Origin of the sequence: Streptomyces hilarionis (genome assembly GCF_024539675.1) — a bacterium.
Classification (GTDB): Bacteria; Actinomycetota; Actinomycetes; order Streptomycetales; family Streptomycetaceae; genus Streptomyces; species Streptomyces hilarionis.
The window spans coordinates 1-243 of the sequence record NZ_JAHHIT010000863.1; the positions used below are offsets into that span (position 1 = coordinate 1).

Here is a 243-nt window from a genome sequence, read left to right on the forward strand (position 1 = left end):
GCGCTATCCGGCCGCAGCCAAGCTGATTTTTCACGTCCCGAACGGAGGTCACCGGCACAAGCTGGTGGCGATCAAGCTGAAAGAGCAGGGCGTGAAGGCCGGCGTTCCCGACCTGGTGCTGCCGATGGCCCGCGGCGGGTACTTCGGGCTGTACATCGAATTCAAGGCCCGGGCGCCGTATGACGCTGCCGTGTCACCGGCCCAGGACGCATACCTTCAGGCGCTTACCGATCAGGGTTACCT

General features: G+C 64.2%; 1 protein-coding gene. It reads left to right on the top strand.

Going from position 1 to position 243, the window contains the following annotated elements:
* On the top strand, positions 1–243 hold a 243-nt coding region (locus KMS84_RS40590; protein WP_256921662.1), incomplete at both ends, for a VRR-NUC domain-containing protein.